This window comes from Tautonia plasticadhaerens, from assembly GCF_007752535.1.
Taxonomy (GTDB): domain Bacteria; phylum Planctomycetota; class Planctomycetia; order Isosphaerales; family Isosphaeraceae; genus Tautonia; species Tautonia plasticadhaerens.
Genome location: NZ_CP036426.1, coordinates 6,434,814 through 6,449,272, shown reverse-complemented (window position 1 = coordinate 6,449,272; position 14,459 = coordinate 6,434,814). Strand labels below are relative to the sequence as shown.

Here is a 14,459-nt window from a genome sequence, read left to right as displayed (position 1 = left end):
AGGGACCTCTCGGCTTCGAGCGGCCCCCCGTCGTCGGCCCTCCTCGTCTGGCGTCGGCCGGGGTCGGGAGAGTTCGTTGCTCCCGGCTCCGGAGCCGGGTTATCGTGGCCCGGATGGCGTGGACCGGCTCCCCGCCGCCGCCCACGGACACCATGACCTCTCCCCGCCCCGGAGGCCGGATGCCGATGACCAGGCCCGCCATGACCGCCGCACTCTGCCTCGCCCTCGTCGCCCCCGCCCTCACGAGCGGACAGGAGGTCATCCCCCACCGACAGGACCGGCTCCCCAACCGCCCCTACTCGCCCGAGGAGGCCATCGAGGCGATGACTGTCCCCCCGGGGTTCACGGTCGAACTGGTCGCCAGCGAGCCGCAGATCGTCAACCCCATCGCCATGGCCTTCGACGACCGGGGCCGCATCTACGTCACCGAGAGCCTGGAGTATCCCCGCCGGGAGCCAGGCTCGGGGCGGGACCGGGTGAAGCTGCTGGAGGACACCGACGGCGACGGCGCCGCTGACCGCACCACCGTCTTCGCCGACGCCCTGAACATCCCGACTGGGGTCGCCGTCGGTTACGGCGGCGTCTGGGTCCTCAACGCCCCCGACCTCCTGTTCCTGCGGGACACCGACGGCGACGACCGGGCCGATGAGGTCGAGGTGGTCGTCACCGGCTTCGGCCGGGCCGACGCCCACGAGCTTCCCAGCACGCTGACCTGGGGCCCCGACGGCTGGCTCTACGGCCTCAACGGCGTCTTCAACCCCAGCACGATCGAGTCGAACAACGGCAACACCTACGAGTTTACCTGCGCGATGTGGCGGGTCCACCCGCGCACCCGGGAATTCCAGGTCGTCTGCGAGGGCACCAGCAACCCCTACGGCCTGGCCTGGGACCCGGAGGGTGCGGCCATCGTCGAGGCGTGCCACTGGGCCAAGGACCACCTGTTCCACTTCGTCGAGACGGGCTACTACAAGCGCCAGGCCGGGGCCTATCCGCCCTATACGATCCGCCTCGGCTCGATCACCGACCACGGGCACCAGATGACCGCCTACTGCGGCCTGGCCTACCTCGACAGCGATGCCTACCCGGAGGAGTATCGGGATCGGCTCTACACGGGCAACATCCATGGCGGCTGCATCAACGTCGATCGGCTGGAGCGGGACGGCTCGACCTACGTCGCCCGCGCCGAGCCGGACTTCCTGAATGCGAACGACGCCTGGTTCATGCCGGTGGCCCAGAAGGTCGGCCCGGACGGCTGCTTGTATGTCCTGGACTGGTACGACCGCTACCACTGCTACCAGGACGCCAACCGGGACCCCGAGGGGATCGACCGGCTCAAGGGGCGGCTCTACCGGGTCCGCTACGAGGACACGCCGAGGGCACCGGTGTTCGACCTGGGCAGCGAGGATGACGAGGCGCTGATCGCCCGGTTGTCCAGTGCGAACATCTTCTTCCGGGAGGCTGCCCAGCGGTTGCTCGCCGAGCGGGATTCGCCGCTGATCCGGGAGCGGCTGGAAGCCCTGGTCCTGGACGAGTCGGCCCCCCAGAAGGCCCGGCTGCACGGGCTGTGGGCCTTGATCGGCACCGGGCACCTGGAGCCGGGCTTCCACGCCCGCTTGTTGGCGCACGCCGATCCCGCCTACCGGGCCTGGGGCGTGCGGGCGGCCGGCGACTTCGGCGAGGTCGAGCCGACGATCCGTGAGGCGGTGACCTCCCTGGCGACGGACGCCTCGCCCGACGTGCAACTCCAGGTCGCCATCGCCGCCCGGAAGGTCTCGGGGCTGGACCCGCTTCCGGTGCTGGTGGAGGTGCTGGCCTCCTGCGGCGAGGACCGGATGATCACGAGCATCGCCTGGCCCAACCTGCATCCCCTGCTGCCGGAGGAGGGCGACCGCTTCGTCCGGCTGATCGAGGAGATCGATCTGGATTCTGCCCCCGGCCTGGCCAAGCTGCTGCCCAACGTCATCGACCGGCTCGTCGGCGACCCCGACGCCGACCTTGGGCCGGTGCGGGCCATCCTCGGGCGGCTGGTGGAACAGGATGCCGCACTGGCCCAGGAGTGCCTGTCGGCCGTCTCGGACCGGGTGCCGGAGGTCTCCGAGGAACGGCGGGTCGCCTTGCGGGATCAGCTTCGACCGGTCCTCGACCGCATCCAGGCCGAGGAATCGGACTCGCCGCTGGCCTTCGGCGCCCTGCTGCTCGCCGCCCGGCTGGGCGTGGGGTCGGTGGAGGCCGACGCCATCCGGGGGCAATTCACCTCACCGGGGACGCCCGAGGACATCCGCCTTCGAGCCCTGGAGGCGCTGGTCGCCTTCGGGGACCCCGAACTGCCGGAGGCCCTGGATCGGGTCCTCTCGGAAGGCCGACCGGAGTTCCTGACCGGGGTCCTGGCGACGTTGGGGCGGTCGGACGACCGCAAGGTCGCCGAGGTGGTGCTGGGGCGGTACCCGGCGATGGCCCCGGAGCTTCAGCCGCTCGCCGTCGATCTGCTGCTGCAACGAGAACCCTGGGCCAGGCGGCTCCTCGACGCCGTGATCTCGGGCGACTTGCCCCGCAGAACCCTGAACCAGGCCCACCTGCGGCGGATCATGGAGGGCAACGACCGGGAGGCGATCTGGGCCGTGGAGGACGCCTGGGGGACCATCCGGGCCGAGCGGGACCCTCAGCGGGAGCGGGTCGTCGCCGAGATGGATGAGTACCTCCGGCACGACCCCGGCGATCCGCTCGCCGGGCGGGTCGTCTTTCGGAACCTCTGCGCCCAGTGCCACACGATCTACGGCGAGGGGACGGCGGTCGGCCCGGACCTGACCTCTAACGGCCGGGGCTCGTTCGAGCAGGTGCTCGCCAGCGTCTTCGACCCCAGCCTCGTCATCGGCGAGTCCTACCGGACGACGACGGTCGTCACCGAGGGCGGGCGCAACCTCACCGGCCTGGTGGCCGAGGACGGCGCAGAGCGGATCGTGCTGGCCCTGCCCGGCGGCGGCCGGGAGGTGATCCCGCGCAACGAGGTGAAGTACGTCCGGGTCGGCGGGTTGTCGATGATGCCCGAGGGGATCGAGCACCTGCTGGACCGCCGCCAGCTTGCCGACCTGTTCGCCTACCTGGCCCTGGACCGGCCGCCGGAGGACCCGCAGGCCCGCCCCATCCCCGGCGCACCGGGGGCGACTGCCGGTGCTACAGGCCCCGAGGCATCCGGATCGTCGGGGCGTTGAGCCTGCGACCCGCCCGGGAATTGTCGCCCTATACCGTCGGCTGGCAGGCCCCGAGGAGGATATGCAGGAGAACCTGCCCCTGTTCGGCGCTGATCCGCCCGGCGTGGGCCAGGTCCTCGACCTCCGACCGGCAGTCCTCGACGACCCGGTGCTTTCCGGGGTAGTCGGGATGCCGGGCGATCAGCCCCGCCGTCTCCACCAGCCGCTCGAAGTAGGAGTGTGAATCCATCGCCGAACCTCCCTGAGTGGGCCTCCAATGATTGCATCATTGCGTCTGCCGGGCTTACGCCCACGAGCCGCCCCCCGTGACGGAGGGGCAACTCCATCGCCTCGATGTCGAGCAGCCCGGGACTTCTATACGAATGACCACAGGGAATGGTGCGGCTACGGGAGGAGGCAGGCCGGATCAGCAGGGAGGGCGTCCTTACATCACGATCCACGAAGGCGGGTAGGGTCGGTCGTGCCGCCGGTGGCCCACCGCATCGAGACGCTGCTCATGTAAGGGGTCTCGTCGTCGGGGACCTGCTCGATTGCGTCGGTCGTCCCAGCGTCCGAGGATGTGGGAGCCGACGAATCGCCCCGCATGCCGACCGGAGGTCCGACCCCATGATGTTCCCGCCCCTGATCCTGGGGATCGCCCTGGCCGCCGCAACGGCCGATGATCCCCACCCCTTCCCGGGGCGGGTGAGCGATTGGCACGGCTTCGTCCGGCACGACTTCCGGGTCGGCGGGGCCGATGCGATCGTCGTCGAGCCCCCCGAGCCCCTCCCCGGACGCCCCTGGGCCTGGCGGGGCGAGTTCTTCGGGGCGTTCCCCAATGCCGACCTCGAACCGCTCCGGAGGGGCTGGCACCTGGCCTACCTCGCCGTGCCCGACCAGTTCGGATCGCCCCGGGCCATGGAGCACTGGGAGACGTTCTACGACGTGCTGGTCCGAGATCATGGGCTGTCGCCGAAGCCGGCCCTGATCGGATTGAGCCGGGGGGCGCTCTACTGCATGGCCTGGGCGGCCGGGCATCCCGACCGGACGCTGCTGGTCTACCTCGACAACGGCGTCTGCGACTTCCGGAGTTGGCCGGGAGGGCGTCCGAAGGGGCTGGGCGAGGGGAAGGGCTCGCCCGAGGAGTGGTCCAAGCTGCTCCGGGTGTATGGCTTCCGGGACGACGAGGAGGCGATCTCCTCCCGGCTCAATCCGGTGGACCGCCTGGCACCCCTGGCCGACGCCGGGGTACCGATCCTGCTGGTCTACGGGGACTCTGACACGGTGGTGCCGCACCGGGAGAACTCGGAGGTGGTGTTCGAGCGATACCGGGCGTTGGGCGGCCCGGTGGAGCGGATCGTCAAGTGGGGGCAGGACCACCACCCCCACGGGCTGGACGACCCCGAAGCCATCGTCGAGTTCTTCGAGCGGGTCCGTCGGGGCGGCTGAGGTGTAGCTCGGCTGTATTCTCGTTTCGAGTCGCCGGCCTCCGAGGTGATCCAGGGCCCCCTCTGGGGTTCAGCCTGCTGTAAATATTAATGGCTCATGGGGCCGAATCCATGCTCGGGGGTCTCCCCAGCAGGACTCGCAGGAATTCATCGGTGACGGACTTAGGAGCCATCCAAGAATAAGTTCCGAGTTCCTCTTGGCCCATATCAATGCAGCACTTGCGGCTGCCGTGGGCTGATGGTGTCGTTCCAGTCCGGGCAGACCTCATGCCGCTCCCGGTCCAGCCGCTCCATCACGGCGGCGGGCACCTTCACCTTCGTCGGATATTCCGCCCGGTCCAGGCTCGCCGTCACTCCCGCCCCGCCGACCTCCGTCCCACGGGCCCAGCCGAGCATCGCCTCCAGGCTTCGCAACGGCTGCCCGGCCCAATTGATGCTCACCGGCCCGAAGAGCCGATGCTCCACCGGGTTCCACTTCGACGCCCCGGTCGGGTAGTGGCAGACCGTCACGTGGAGCCCGTAGCGGTCGGCGATCCGCTCCTGCAGCCGGGCCTTCCAGAGCCGGGGGCGATGGCCGTTGCTGCCGCCGCCGTCGGCCAGGATCAGCAACTCGTCGGCCCCCCGGTATCGCTCCGAGCCGTGGCGTGCCCACCACGAGCCGATCGCCTCGACGGCGAAGGCCGGCGTATCCGCCGAGGTGCCGACGCAGACGTGCCCCCGGCCCGAGAGCACGTCGCAGATGCCGTAGGGGGTCGCCCGGCACTCGGCATCGCTGAGGAAGTCATAGACATTGACCTCCTCGGGCTCTCGGAGCCAGGCGGCCCCGGCGTTCTTGAAGTTGCCGACCAGTTCCTTCTTCTTGCTATCGACGCCGATGATCGGCTGCCCCAGGCCCTCGAAGATGGCGATCCGCTCGTCGATGTTGCGGGACTGCCGGTCCCGGTCGGGGTGATCCGGCCCGGTGAACCGCTTTCGGTTGACCCGCAACGAGCAGTCCTGATCCCGCAGCAGCCGGGCGATGGTGGTGGGGCTGAGGTCGTGCCCGAGCCGCTCCAGGTCGGCCCCGATGGCCGGGAGGCTGCGGCGGACGAACTCGGTCGGACCCATCGGGTCGCCGCCGGTCGTCGGCTCGACGACGGCGGTCAGGGCCGGGACGACCTCGGGGCTTTTTTTTCGACGGCAGGCCGTCCGCCACCGGGCAAGCGGACCCGATCGCCGGGTTGGCCCTGCAGCGAGTCGGCCAGTTCCCGTCGGCCCCGGCGGATGGTATCGACGTCCAGGCCGGTGATCCGGGACAGGAGGCGACCGCCGCCGTGGCCGACCTTGGAGGATTCGACGGCGGCGTACCAGCGGCGTTGCTGCTCGTCGAGCCGGCTCATCAGGAGGTTCATCCGGCGATGGATCTCCTGATCGGGATGTGGCTCGGGGCCGGTACAGGAGGGGCACTGGCACGGATGGACGTCACGCTGGGGCATGGACGCGCCTTCCCTGTGGTCTCGTCGGAGTCCATGTCATCCTACCAGAAAACTGGAACTTGATCCTGGATGGCCCCTTAATCTCGAACCCCCACTGGAAGACCGCCTGATACCGGGCCAGGTACCACTCGCTCACGCCGTAGAACCGCCTCAGGAAGTCCCGGACGTGTGTCCAGATCCCCTCCTGCGTGTCGCAGTGCACCTCGCGGACCCCGTCCCCGTCGTCGTCCCGCGCCCAGGTGGACTTCGGCCCCCAATGGTCCACCGTCACGCGCACCCGCCCCATCCGGGGCAAGCCGTTGTACCCCTTCCACTCGTCGGTGTCGACCACCGTCCCCTCCAACGTCGCGCAGTCGATGACCTCCTCCAACTCCGCCGCGTTGGCGTGACCCAGGACCTCCGAGCGGAATTCACCCGACCGCCGCCCGACCACGCCGGCGATCGGCGGGCGGTCATCGGCGAAGGTGCCGTGCCCGCGGCGGCGATTGGCCCGCCGCCGCGGCGGGTCGGCCGGGTCGCGATGCGGGATGCCTTTCTTCCCCCGCGTCCTGATCCATCTCGTCGGCCTCGACCACGGCGTCATCCAGCGGGTTGCGGTCCAGCCCGAGCCGGGCGTTGTCCTGGAGCCGGCGCCGCAGCTCCAGCAGGTGCTTGCGGTCGCAGCCCGGCTCGCGCGCCATCCGGGCGGTGGGCTCGCCCGTGGCGACGCCGTGGAGGATCAGCAGCAGTTGGCCGGGGCGGCGGTGCGTCCCCTGCAGGGCGGCCCCGGTCCAGGCGTTGAAGACCCGGCCGCGATGACCGCACTGGTACTCCAGGACCGGCTCCCGGTGGCGGCTGCGGATGCCCAGCCGCTCCCGTCGGCCGCACCTGGGGCAGGCCAACCCCCCGGGGTGCAGCAGTTCGACCAGCTTGCGGTAGCAGGCGTCCTCGTCCAGGAAGTCGATCAGGGGGAGGTCCATGGCGGGGCCCTCCGCGTGATGCGACGGATCTCCCTCGATGCGAACGCCTTCGGAAACGGTCGTCAAGATGCCGGGCACGGATTCGGCCCCATGAGCCGCGGTTCACTACCGGGCCTATCCAAGCCCCGGGCCAGCCTCAGCCGATCTCCTCATCGACCTCTGGTATCATCGAAGGCCGATCGGAGCGGGCCGTCGGGATCGGTTCGTAGGTGGTGCGGAGACGAACCCGATGGATCAGGAGCGGTTCTGGGGGATCATCGTCCGGGCGTGCCGGTCCGATGCGGAGCGGGCCGAGCAGTGGGACCAGGCCCTCCAGGCGGAATTGGAGAAGCTGGAGCCGGACGAGATCATCGAGTGGGACCATCTCTTCGATCGCCTCGCCGCCGAGGCGTACACGATCGGCCTCTGGGGGGCCGCTTACGCCATCAACGGCGGCGCCTCCGACGACGGGTTCTACGACTTCCGGTGCTGGCTGATCGGGATGGGGCGGCGGGTCTACGAGGCGGCCCTGGCCGACCCGGACAGCCTCGCCGATGCGGCCATCCCGGGCATCGACGCCGAGGCCGAAATCTACGCCGCCGCCCACTCGGCCTGGATGGCGGTCACCGGCAGGCCGGACACCGCCCCCTATCCGGCCCGCAACGAGCGCGCGGAACTGCGCGGCGAAGCCTGGGACTTCGACGACGACGAGGAGGTCCGTCGGCGTCTGCCCCGCCTTGCGGCGATCTACCTGGGATGAAGGGACCGACTCCCCGAGGTTTTCCTTGTATACGCAAGTTCACCATGGTAGAGTCCCCGGCGTGGCGCCCGAACCCGGCATCACCCCGAGGAGATCGTCATGGTCCTGCCTCCCTGCCGAACCGGCCCCTCGATCCCCGCATCGGGCCCGGGTCCTTGTGACGAGCGTCGGGGGACTCAGGCCACCGATCGGGACCCGCACCCCGACCGACCGCCGGTCATCGGCATGGTCGTCTTCCGGACGCATCGGGGGGAGCGGGCCGAGGCGATCCTCGCTGGCGAGGGGCGGTGGTGCTGCCCCGGGCTGCCGGTGCTGGACCGGGTGCTCAACGCCCTCCACGGGCCGAGCCATGACCGAGGGGGCGTCGAGCCGTTCGGGCACGCCGAGTTGGCCCGGGTCGCCGCCTGGCTCAAGGGCGAGGTGCGGACTCAGCAGTGACAATGCCGGTGGTCGGTATGTGGGGATCGTGCCGCGCCAGCCTGCTCGTTCGCTCGCCCCGCACTGATCGGGGGAGGGACAGGACCATGGCGAAGTCGAAGCCAGACGACATGCCGTTCCAGCTTTTCACCATCGGCCACTCGACCCACCCGCTCGATCGCTTCCTGGAGGTCCTCGCCCGGCATGGAATCGAGGCCCTGGCCGACATCCGGCGGTTCCCCGGCTCACGGAAATACCCGCACTTCAACCGGGACCATCTCGCCTCGGCCTTGCCCCGGGTGGGCGTCGAATATCGCTGGTTCGAGGCGTTGGGGGGCCGTCGCAAGCAGCCCGGCGGCTCGCCCCGGAACCTCGGGCTGCGGAACGAGAGCTTCCGGAACTACGCCGACTACATGGCCACCCCGGAGTTCCAGGAGGCGGTCGGGCACCTGCTGGGACTCGCCCGGCGGAATCGGACCGCCTTCATGTGCTCCGAGGGACTCTTCTGGCGCTGCCACCGGCGGCTGGTGAGCGACTTCCTACTGGCCCGGGGGAACGTGGTCCAGCACATCATGCCCGATGGCGACCTGCGCCCGCACACCCTCACCGAAGGGGCCAGGATCGACGATGGCGGGTTGAGCTACCCGGCACCGCAGATGGACCAGGCTCCGACCTTGTTCGAATGAGCGGCGAGATGGTTCGATTCCCACGCCAGGCTGGGCGGATCATCACCGGCCCATACCCCACACCGACTGGATCAGGAGCATCCCCCCGATCATCACCAGGCCGACGTGGACGTAGAGGAGGAACCGACGCCCGTCCATGCGGCGGTTGAGCACACGGCCCAGGGCCGTCGCCGCCAGGACCACCGGCAACGAGATCAGGTAGTAGCGGGCCACGGCGGGGACCCAGAGCCCGGCCGCCCAGTAGCCGGCCATGCCGACCAGGCTGGCGGGCAGGAAGTAGCCCTGGAGGGTCGCCCGGAACCGCTCGGGGGACCAGCGCCGCAGCGCCCCATAGGCCACCAGCGGCGGCCCGTTCATGCCGTAGGCGCCGCCGAGCACCCCGGCGGCGAACCCGAACAGCCACGCCAGGCGGTCGTCCTCCAGCGCGAACCCGCTGTCCCCGACCAGTCGGGACGCCGAGAAGGTGATGATGACGACGGCGAGGGCCGCCTTGACGACCGGCTCGGCGACCGTCGTCAGCAGCAGCAGGCCGAGCGGGATGCCGGGCAGGGTGGCGATGACGAGCCGCCCGGCGCCGCCGGCGTGGACCTCCCTCCAGTCCCGCAGGAGGATGAGCCCGGCGACCGTGACCGAGACGAGGCCGGCCAGCGGGGCGGCGATCGTGACGGGGATGAACAACGCGAGCAACGGCATGGCGACGAGGGCTTCGCCGAAGCCGAACGCCGAGCGGATCAGGGTGGCGAGGAAGAGGACGGCGAGCACCGGGATCGTCGTGTGGTCCGCTGGCATGGTGCCCCTGCCGCCCCTCGAAGCCGGACGCCGGATGGATGACGAGAATCCCATCCATCCGGCATCGTCGCCGAGCCGTTCCTCGCCGGTGATCTGCCGGCCGTCCCGGTGATCTACTTCTTCGCCGGCTTCTCCTGGCCCTAGGCGGGCTTGGAGGGGGTGGCCTTCTTGTCGGCGATCTTCTTCTGCTTCGCCTTGTCGCGTGGCGCCTTGTCGCCCATGGCATCCGCTCCCTTCGGTCCGACGAGACGTGAGAGGAGATGGGTCCCGGAGGAGCCTCCGGGAAGGGGCCGAGCGGCCCTCGCAACAGGGTGATGTTTCCCCCAGGAAAAGCAAGGGCCGAGCGGTCGAAGCTGCTGGGGCTGCCCAGAACGAGGGCGGGACCTCTCGGGTCGAAGCGGGTCGAAGCCGACGCCTGGGACGCCAGGCTCGGCTTGCGTGCGTCGGGGGTGCTCTCCGGTGTATCCTGGTGCCCGTCGGGCTGGACCGTAGGTTGGCCGGGGAGAGGGCGACACGAGGCACGATGCCCTCGGTCGATCTCCAAATCTCCATAGGAGGGATACTGATGCGACGAAGGCTTCGGGGCGTTCTCTGTTGCTCCGGGATCGTGGTCATGGGAGTCACATTGGTCGCTGGGTCCGGGGTTGCCCGTCAGGAGACGACGGAGGAACGGGCGGTCCCCGCCGAGGCGAGCGAACCCGAGCGGGTCGTCCAGGAGCAGCTTGAGGCATTCAACCGCCGGGACCTCGACGGCTTCCTGGGGACCTATTCGCCGCAGGTCAAGCTCTACGACTTCCCCGACGAGTTGCGGACCTCCGGCCTCGACGCGATGCGGGAGCGGTACGGGGCCTTCTTCGAGCGGACGCCGGACCTGCACGCCGAGGTCACGAGGCGGATCGTCCAGGGCGACTACGTGATCGACCACGAGCGGGTCACCGCCGGGGGCCGGGAGATGACCGCCGTGGCGATCTATCAGGTCGAGGGCGGCAAGATCACCAACGTCTGGTTCGTCCGATAGGGCGCCGGAGGCCATGGCCGTGAACGTCCCGATCGACCTGCTGACCGACAAGCACGAGTTCCTCGGCTTCGACACCGACCGGGACGACTGGTGGCAATGGCTGGAGGTCGAGCACGCCGGCCGGGCGTACCGGGTGCGGGTGCCGATCGCCTACGACAACGGGGTCGAGCGGGTCGTGCGGGTGGACGACGCTGGCGACCTGCTCTACCTGATCGGCGAGGTCGGGCACGACTACTGCGAGCGGGGCCGCATCGGCTGCCTGATCTTGGCCCGCCCCGAGGAGGACGGGACCTACCGGGCGGTCGTCTTCCACAGCCTCTACCCGCTGTCCCGGACGGGCCTCGGGTAAGAGGTCCGGCCCGCAGACCATCCCGACGGCTCCCGCCAAGGATGGTCGCTCGATCCCCCGGTTATCGACGGCGAGGCGGGACGCCGGTGGATGGTCGCCTGATCTTGGAGCGCGAGGATGTCGAGGCGATTGAATCTGTACGGCTTCTCTCTCCCCCAGATGCGACGGCTCCTCGGTTCGGAGGACGAGGGGGCCATCGAACGCATCCGTGGCCGCCTGGCCGAGGGCCACCCGCACTGGCGCCAGGACGAGCACGAGGGGGTCGGCGAGATCGTCGCGCGGGCGATCCGGCACGGGATTCCCTTCCCCGACCTCCGGGCCGAGACCCACTTGCACACCCTGGCTGCGTCGGCCCTGGCGGGCGACGATCAGGACTGGCTGGTCACCGACGCCAGCCACTACCACGCCTCGGCCCTGGAGGACGGGCTCTGGCGGCGGTTCGGCAGGCTCGCCCGCCCCGAGGTCAAGGGGTTCCTGCGTGGACTGGTCGAGGGCGTCCCTCTGTTCGGGCAGAAGCCGGCCGAGGACGGCACAGCCTACGCCGCCATCGGCCTGGAGAAGCTGCGGTTCTTCCGGAAGGGGCTGGAGGACCTGCGGGTGCAGGTCGCCTACCGGGTCAGCCGGAAGAGGGCTCCCTCGGAGGCTGACCAGGAGGCGGTCGAGTTCCTCGGGAATTCTGCGGCTGGGTCGATCAGGTCGTGGAGGCCGAGCGTGACCTCTGGTCCCAGTTCGGCTGAGCCGCTCGGGGCTCGACCGCCCCATCGACCTCGAACCACCGGGGGGAACCATGCTCCGCAAGCAGATCATCAAGCCACAGCCCGAGCCCCCGGCCCCTACGTCCGGGGAGATCGACATCGCCTCCGTAGCCACCGTGCTGGTCACCTCCGAGGACCCCGGGCACCCCATTGACCACGCCTTCGACGACCATCGGGGGCCGGGCGGGACCCGCTGGATCGCCGGGGAGCCCGGCGAGCAGGAAGTCATCCTGGCCTTCGACGCACCCCAGGCCATCCGCCGGGTCATCCTGGAGGTCGAGGAGGCCGAGGTGGCCCGCACGCAGGAACTCCAGCTTGCCGCCTCCACCGACGGCGGCCAGACCTACCGGGAACTGCTCCGGCAAGAGTTCAGCTTCAGCCCCCAGGGCTCGACCTTCGAGCGGAAGGACTGGGCGGTCCAGGCCGAGGGGATCAGTCACCTTCGTCTGGTGATCACAGTCCGGAGAAGGGCGGCACGCCCGGCCGGGCCACGATCACGTCGCTCGCCCTGCGGTGAGGGGGACATGGGGATTGGATCGCCGTGCTGACACGATGGCTGGTCTACTGAGCCCAGCCTTGCCAAAGAGACAAGGACTCCAACCGGAGTGGGATCCCGGCGTGGCGGATGAACGAGGCCGGCAGGTCCGGTCGCTGCCGCAAGGCCGAGGACTCGTCCCACAGCCGGAGCCGGAGCTCTCGGGTGTCCTCGGGCGCATAGCTCGGCAATCGCGGGTACTCGGTGTCGCCCCACACCCCTTCGTCCGGATTCGCATCCGGGGCGTAGCCGGGGAAGTCCTCGGCCTCGATCCCCGGATGCTTGGCCTGGTACGCCTCCACCACCCTCGACCGCTTATGGATCCCGCCCCGGTCCCGGAGGATCGTCATCGGCCCCCGGGGCCGGCCCCGGGGCCGGGCCAGGAAGGAGACCGTGTCCTCCCCGTGGGCGTTGGCGTCGTCCGGCAGCAACCGGAAGACGAGGTTGGGCCGCCGGAGCGCCGGGCTGACGGCCACGGCGCCGATCGCCGAGATCCGGCCCTTGCGATGCCACGCCCCCTGGATCGGGGCCTTTCCCCCGGGGGCGTAGGTGCGGCGGGCCACCGGCTCGAGCGGGGACCCCGACCCGTCGAGGAAGGCGAGTCGGGCCTTCCGCTGCTCGGCCCGCTCGACGATCCGGCGCAGCACCTCGGCCCTTCAGCGGGCGATCCCCTCCTCGTTGCGCTGCTTGGCCCGCCTCTGCGGCCTCTGGCCGGCCCGGTTCAGCCGCCGTCGGATGAGCTTGCGGGCGTGCTCGACGTGGTAGGTGACGCCGAAGCGGCGGCGGATGACCTCGGCGACCCGCTGGGCACTCCGCGGGTCGTTGGGCCAGCCGTGGGCCCTGGCCCCCCGCGGCAGCAAGTCCTCGAGCTCCCGGAGTCGCTCGTCGGAGGGCCGGGGCGTCGGGCCGGGATGCGGCCTGGCGGCCAGGGCCTCGGGGGAGTCCTTGGCCATGCCGAGCCAGCGATACAACGAGGTACGGCAGACGCCGAGGATGCGAGCGATGACGGTGGGGGACTCGCCCTGCTGCATCAGTTCGACGGCTCGGCGCCGGCGGCGTTCCAGTTCGCCTGCGGTCCCGATGGGCCTCATACCGGTACTACGCCGCAAACCGCCCAGGTGTTTCTTTGGCCAGGATGGAGTCAATAATAACGGAGGCCGGGCCGTTCGCTCCACCTACGCCCGCCGGAGCCTCTCCGTATTTATAGTTAAAGGCATAATTGTTCAATTTAATAAAGTGGGCCAAGGATTCCACTTTCGGCGCAGGCCGGAGGAAGACATTCCCAGGCAGCGGCTCACTAAACCGACATCACACCGACCACGTTTTCTATCAACTGACGATACCACGCCCCCTTACCGTATGAACGGCGCTACGGGTTATGATCGCTGCCCAAGCCCCGGGGAGGGCCGAGCGCAAGGCCGGCCGCTCCCCCCCGATGCCAGTTATTACCCCGACCCGAGGAGCGTCGTTATGAACCCCCCGGCACGCGACCCGTTTATGCAGGCGGCGATCGACGAGGCGATGGCCGGTCTCGCCGAGGGCAGCATCCCCATCGGCTCGGTGCTGGTCCTCGACAGCCGGATCGTCGGCAGGGGCCACAACCGCCGGGTCCAGCGGGGCAGCGTCATACTGCACGCCGAGATGGACGCCGTCGAGAATGCCGGTCGGCTCAGGGCAGGCGACTACCGGCGGGCCGTCCTCTACTCGACGCTCAGCCCGTGCGAGATGTGCTCGGGCACCGCGCTGCTCTACAAGATTCCCCGGATCGTCGTCGGCGAGAACCGGACGTTCCGGGGGCCGGAGGAGTACCTCCGATCCCGGGGCGTCGTCCTGGAGGTGCTCGACGACCCGGAGTGCGTCCGGCTGATGGAGCAGTTCATCCGGGCCAGGCCCGACCTCTGGGGCGAGGACATCGGAGAATAGGTGTGCCGATGAAAACAGCCCGGGGGACGCCGTGATGGTGTCCCCGGGCTGGAACGGTTCTACATTCGTCGCTCGGCGCAGCGGATTCACTCCTTGTCCGTGGAGCCGTCAGGAGGCGCTGATGAACCGGCGCGCTGTGCATCGACCTTTTAGGCGAGCCAGCGGTCGGAATTAGAGG

Annotated in this window: 18 protein-coding genes; 10 read left to right on the top strand and 8 right to left on the bottom strand. The window is 69.8% G+C overall.

Going from position 1 to position 14,459, the window contains the following annotated elements; all coding sequences use genetic code 11:
- The first annotated feature begins 185 nt into the window (after positions 1 to 185).
- Positions 186 to 3,209 carry a PVC-type heme-binding CxxCH protein gene (locus ElP_RS25805; RefSeq protein ID WP_145275043.1) on the top strand — a complete coding sequence of 1,008 codons (3,024 nt, stop codon included), beginning with the start codon at positions 186 to 188 and terminating at the stop codon, positions 3,207 to 3,209.
- A gap of 28 nt (positions 3,210 to 3,237) precedes the next feature.
- Here ElP_RS25805 and ElP_RS25800 read toward each other — a convergent pair whose 3' ends face one another.
- Positions 3,238 to 3,438 carry a hypothetical protein gene (locus tag ElP_RS25800; protein WP_145275040.1) on the bottom strand — a complete coding sequence of 67 codons (201 nt, stop codon included), beginning with the start codon at positions 3,436 to 3,438 and terminating at the stop codon, positions 3,238 to 3,240.
- A 377-nt stretch (positions 3,439 to 3,815) separates the two neighbouring features.
- On the opposite strand from ElP_RS25800, the gene ElP_RS25795 reads away from it, so the two are divergent.
- On the top strand, positions 3,816 to 4,637 hold the full coding sequence (locus tag ElP_RS25795; RefSeq protein WP_145275037.1) for an alpha/beta hydrolase family protein: 822 nt from the start codon (positions 3,816 to 3,818) through the stop codon (positions 4,635 to 4,637).
- Positions 4,638 to 4,843: 206 nt separating this feature from the next.
- On the opposite strand, the gene ElP_RS25790 is transcribed toward ElP_RS25795, so the two are convergent.
- The 4 genes from ElP_RS25790 to ElP_RS40010 form a co-directional block, all read right to left on the bottom strand.
- Positions 4,844 to 5,782: an ISAzo13 family transposase gene (locus ElP_RS25790; protein ID WP_231749837.1), complete on the bottom strand. Its 939-nt coding sequence runs from the start codon at positions 5,780 to 5,782 to the stop codon at positions 4,844 to 4,846.
- Entirely contained in the window at positions 5,779 to 6,027 is a 249-nt protein-coding gene (locus ElP_RS40015; protein ID WP_231749894.1) for a hypothetical protein, read from the bottom strand. The genes ElP_RS25790 and ElP_RS40015 overlap by 4 nt, the downstream gene beginning before the upstream one ends.
- 70 nt (positions 6,028 to 6,097) lie before the next feature.
- Complete coding sequence (locus ElP_RS25785; RefSeq protein WP_390834778.1) at positions 6,098 to 6,544, bottom strand: transposase; 447 nt, start codon at positions 6,542 to 6,544, stop codon at positions 6,098 to 6,100.
- Between the two features lie 19 nt (positions 6,545 to 6,563).
- The gene (locus tag ElP_RS40010) at positions 6,564 to 7,070 is read right to left on the bottom strand and encodes a transposase (protein ID WP_231749263.1); all 507 of its coding nucleotides are present in this window, start codon (positions 7,068 to 7,070) and stop codon (positions 6,564 to 6,566) included.
- A gap of 229 nt (positions 7,071 to 7,299) precedes the next feature.
- Between ElP_RS40010 and ElP_RS25780 the strand changes: the two genes are divergently transcribed.
- From ElP_RS25780 to ElP_RS25770, 3 genes are all read left to right on the top strand, one after another.
- Positions 7,300 to 7,809 (top strand): DUF4240 domain-containing protein, encoded by a 510-nt coding sequence (locus ElP_RS25780; protein ID WP_145275029.1) that lies wholly within the window; start codon positions 7,300 to 7,302, stop codon positions 7,807 to 7,809.
- 225 nt (positions 7,810 to 8,034) lie between these two features.
- Positions 8,035 to 8,247 carry a hypothetical protein gene (locus ElP_RS40005; RefSeq protein WP_145275026.1) on the top strand — a complete coding sequence of 71 codons (213 nt, stop codon included), beginning with the start codon at positions 8,035 to 8,037 and terminating at the stop codon, positions 8,245 to 8,247.
- Positions 8,248 to 8,333: 86 nt separating this feature from the next.
- Positions 8,334 to 8,912 (top strand): DUF488 domain-containing protein, encoded by a 579-nt coding sequence (locus ElP_RS25770; RefSeq protein ID WP_145275023.1) that lies wholly within the window; start codon positions 8,334 to 8,336, stop codon positions 8,910 to 8,912.
- A gap of 42 nt (positions 8,913 to 8,954) precedes the next feature.
- Here the strand turns inward: ElP_RS25770 and ElP_RS25765 are convergent, their stop codons facing one another.
- Positions 8,955 to 9,701 carry a sulfite exporter TauE/SafE family protein gene (locus tag ElP_RS25765; protein ID WP_145275020.1) on the bottom strand — a complete coding sequence of 249 codons (747 nt, stop codon included), beginning with the start codon at positions 9,699 to 9,701 and terminating at the stop codon, positions 8,955 to 8,957.
- A 613-nt stretch (positions 9,702 to 10,314) separates the two neighbouring features.
- Here ElP_RS25765 and ElP_RS25760 point away from each other — a divergent pair.
- The 4 genes from ElP_RS25760 (at position 10,315) to ElP_RS38665 (ending at position 12,371) form a co-directional block, all read left to right on the top strand.
- Positions 10,315 to 10,719 (top strand): nuclear transport factor 2 family protein, encoded by a 405-nt coding sequence (locus ElP_RS25760; protein WP_231749262.1) that lies wholly within the window; start codon positions 10,315 to 10,317, stop codon positions 10,717 to 10,719.
- Positions 10,720 to 10,738: 19 nt separating this feature from the next.
- Complete coding sequence (locus tag ElP_RS25755; protein ID WP_145275014.1) at positions 10,739 to 11,068, top strand: hypothetical protein; 330 nt, start codon at positions 10,739 to 10,741, stop codon at positions 11,066 to 11,068.
- A gap of 117 nt (positions 11,069 to 11,185) precedes the next feature.
- Entirely contained in the window at positions 11,186 to 11,977 is a 792-nt protein-coding gene (locus ElP_RS25750) for a hypothetical protein (RefSeq protein WP_145275011.1), read from the top strand.
- Positions 11,940 to 12,371, top strand: coding sequence for a hypothetical protein (locus ElP_RS38665; protein WP_197446369.1), 432 nt, complete (start codon positions 11,940 to 11,942; stop codon positions 12,369 to 12,371). The genes ElP_RS25750 and ElP_RS38665 overlap by 38 nt, the downstream gene beginning before the upstream one ends.
- Before the next feature lie 13 nt (positions 12,372 to 12,384).
- Here the strand turns inward: ElP_RS38665 and ElP_RS25745 are convergent, their stop codons facing one another.
- Complete coding sequence (locus tag ElP_RS25745) at positions 12,385 to 13,005, bottom strand: transposase (RefSeq protein ID WP_145274988.1); 621 nt, start codon at positions 13,003 to 13,005, stop codon at positions 12,385 to 12,387.
- A 9-nt stretch (positions 13,006 to 13,014) separates the two neighbouring features.
- Positions 13,015 to 13,449 (bottom strand): helix-turn-helix domain-containing protein, encoded by a 435-nt coding sequence (locus ElP_RS25740; RefSeq protein WP_145274985.1) that lies wholly within the window; start codon positions 13,447 to 13,449, stop codon positions 13,015 to 13,017.
- A gap of 379 nt (positions 13,450 to 13,828) precedes the next feature.
- Here ElP_RS25740 and ElP_RS25735 point away from each other — a divergent pair, with 379 nt between their 5' ends.
- Complete coding sequence (locus ElP_RS25735) at positions 13,829 to 14,281, top strand: nucleoside deaminase (protein ID WP_145274982.1); 453 nt, start codon at positions 13,829 to 13,831, stop codon at positions 14,279 to 14,281.
- Positions 14,282 to 14,459 lie beyond the last annotated feature (178 nt).